Origin of the sequence: Alloalcanivorax mobilis (assembly GCF_002864685.1) — a bacterium.
GTDB classification, from domain to species: Bacteria; Pseudomonadota; Gammaproteobacteria; order Pseudomonadales; family Alcanivoracaceae; genus Alloalcanivorax; species Alloalcanivorax mobilis.
In genome coordinates this window covers 1-2,666 of the sequence record NZ_NMQZ01000073.1, presented here as the reverse complement: position 1 = coordinate 2,666, position 2,666 = coordinate 1, and the positions used below count along the sequence as shown (strand labels likewise).

The 2,666-nt window shown below is 64.6% G+C and carries 2 protein-coding genes; one reads left to right on the top strand and one right to left on the bottom strand.

Annotated features, from left to right (window positions below; genetic code table 11):
• Positions 1-134 precede the first annotated feature (134 nt).
• Positions 135-1,274, bottom strand: a complete 1,140-nt coding sequence (locus tag CGS25_RS18685; RefSeq protein WP_101676395.1) for a patatin-like phospholipase family protein — start codon at positions 1,272-1,274, stop codon at positions 135-137.
• Between the two features lie 132 nt (positions 1,275-1,406).
• Between CGS25_RS18685 and CGS25_RS18680 the strand changes: the two genes are divergently transcribed.
• The gene (locus tag CGS25_RS18680) at positions 1,407-2,528 is read left to right on the top strand and encodes a GNAT family N-acetyltransferase/peptidase C39 family protein (RefSeq protein WP_089031802.1); all 1,122 of its coding nucleotides are present in this window, start codon (positions 1,407-1,409) and stop codon (positions 2,526-2,528) included.
• Positions 2,529-2,666: the final 138 nt, after the last annotated feature.

The following is a 2,666-nucleotide window of genomic DNA, read 5'->3' as shown; positions in this document are numbered from 1 at the left end:
CCTTCGCTCGGTTCGCGGTCAGGGACCGCTCCCACAGCGGCGCTGTAGCGAGTCTTATTCTGAAAACTGAAAACTGAAAACCGAACATTGAAAACCACTGACCTTTAATTCACCCGCACCCTACATCGCTTTTCCTATTCCAACATAAACGCCCGGATCTCTTCCTCGCGGGCCTTGGCGTCCTGGTAGCCGAGGGCCATCAGGCGGCGTGTGAAGCCCGGTTCAAACAGCAAATAACTGACCGCGCTGGCGCCGGGGGAGCGGGTGGCGCCGGAGCCGTGCAGGAAAAAGCGCAGGGTGCGCGGCAGCTCGCGGGTGTGCTCGGCGGCGATTTCATCGATGGGCTGCGACGGGTAGATCTTGAGCACTTCGATGTGGCGCAGTTGCACGTTGTTCTGGGCGCGTTCCTTGCGGCTCAGGGCACCGACCGTGTGATTGATGCGCTCCAGGCGTTCCACATCCGCTTCCAGGGTGTCCACGAACACGCTGTTGAGAACATGGCCGAGCACCTGCGCCAGCGATGGATAGCCGCTCAACTCGCGCTGATGATCAGCGCTGACGTTGCCGGACACCCCGATCACCAGCAGCCGGTTGGCGCCCAGGTGCAGCGCCGGGCTGACCGGCGCCAATTGGCGCACCGCGCCGTCGCCGTAAAAGCTGCCGTCCACTTTCTCGGCGGGAAACAGCAGCGGGATGGCGGCGGACGCCAGCAGGTGCGACACATTGATGCGCGAGCGGCGGCCGAGGCGACGCGCCCGGGTCCATTCTTCCAGCTCCTCGGCGGCTTCGAAGAACGCCACCGACTCACCGGTGGAGTAACTGGAGGCGGTAATCGACAGCGCCCGCAAATGCCCGTTGCGAATGCTTTCATCAATGCGCTGGAAATTGATCACCAGCCGCAGCAGTCGTTTCAGCGGCGTGTTGTCCAACAGCGCGCTGCGTGTCATGACGCGGCCGCCGGCGGCGGTGGTGAACGCCCAGCGCACCAGGCTGCGCACGAACGCCAGGATGTCGGTGCGATAAACCTGCTCGGCGGTCATGTTCGCCCACACCTGTTCCAGCCCGCGCACGGCGAGCCGGTAATCGTGCGCGCCGGCGGCCAGACCGGCGGCGTTGATGGCGCCCGCCGAGGTGCCGCAGATAATCGGAAACGGGTTGGTGACGCCGGCGGGCAGCATGTCCGCCACCGCGCTCAGTACGCCCACCTGGTAAGCGGCACGGGCGCCGCCGCCGGATAAAATCAAACCCCTGAGCGGGGTTGGGGGGGTTGCCATTGCGTTGTCTCCTTCGGCGCCAAGTATGCCGTTTCCAGGGGTGCTTCGTCATCCCGCGCGCGACTGGCACCGCCCCCTACCCTGCTTTATGCTGCGCCCATTGCCGCCCGCCGATCACCGGACCCGCCCGCCATGACCGATTCGCTTTCACTGCGCCCCGCCCAGGCCGCCGATCTCGACGCGCTCACCGCGCTTGAAGAGCGCTGCTTTCAAGGCGACCGCTTGTCCCGGCGCAGTTTTCGGCATTGGGTGCGGCAAGGCCACACCGGCTTGATCGTGGCGCACGATTCGAGCACTGACCTGGCCGGTTACGTGCTGGTGATTTTGCAAAAAGGCACCCGCCTGGCGCGCCTGTATTCGATCGCCATCGACCCGGCGCAACGCGGTCGCGGCCTGGCGGAGCGCCTGATGGCGGCGGCGGAACAGTACGCTCACGATCAGAAACGCCTGTATCTGCGCCTGGAAGTGCGCCGCGACAACCAGGCCGCGATCCGCCTGTATCAGCGCCTGGGCTATAAACTGTTCGGCGAGACCGCCGACTACTATGAAGACCACGAAGACGCTCTGCGCTTTCAGAAACGGCTGCACTACAAGCCGGAAAGCGGCGAACAGCTGAGCATTCCCTGGCTGCGGCAAAGCACCGACTTCACCTGTGGCCCGGCCTGCCTGTTGATGGCACGGGCCGCGCTCGGTCGGGCCGCGCAGGGCGCGTCGGCGGAACTGCAAAGCGACAGCGAAGAGCTGCTTATCTGGCGCGAAGCCACCACCATCTTTATGACCGCCGGTCACGGCGGCTGCCATCCGCTCGGCCTGGCGCTGGCCGCCCACCGTCGAGGGCTCAATGTGGAAGTGTGGTGTAACCAGATCGGCCCGCTGTTCATGGATTCGGTGCGCGACGACAACAAGAAAAGAGTGATCGAAACCGTGCACCGCCACTTCGAACACGACGCCCGGGAATTGAGCATCCCGATCCACTACGGCGAACTCAGTGCCGAACGGCTCGACCGCGCATTGGAAAACGGCGACGTCGCCATCGTGCTGATCAGCACCTGGCGGCTGGATGGCCGAAAAGCGCCTCACTGGGTGGTGATCAGCGGCAGCGACCGGGAATGTTTCTACATCCACGACCCCGACCCCGCCGACCACCAGGACCCGCTGGACTGCCAGCACGTGCCGATCAGCCGCGCCCGCTTCGAACAAATGAGCCGCTACGGCCAGGCCCGGCTGCGCACCGGCATTATTGTTGGGCGTTGAAGGGGAAAAAGAGGGAACAGGATTAAGGGAACAAGCCGTGCCGGCGGTGAAGCCGTGCTCCGAGGAGTGCGGCTTCAAGCTTCAAGCTGCAGGCTACAAGGGTGCCGACTTCGCTGCCCCTTCGCAGACCGCGGCTTT

Bases quoted from the DNA above. Each gene is read 5' to 3' on its own strand.
- CGS25_RS18685 (WP_101676395.1), bottom strand. From the start codon at position 1,274: ATGGCAACCCCCCCAACCCCGCTCAGGGGTTTGATTTTATCCGGCGGC.
- CGS25_RS18680 (WP_089031802.1), top strand. From the start codon at position 1,407: ATGACCGATTCGCTTTCACTGCGCCCCGCCCAGGCCGCCGATCTCGAC.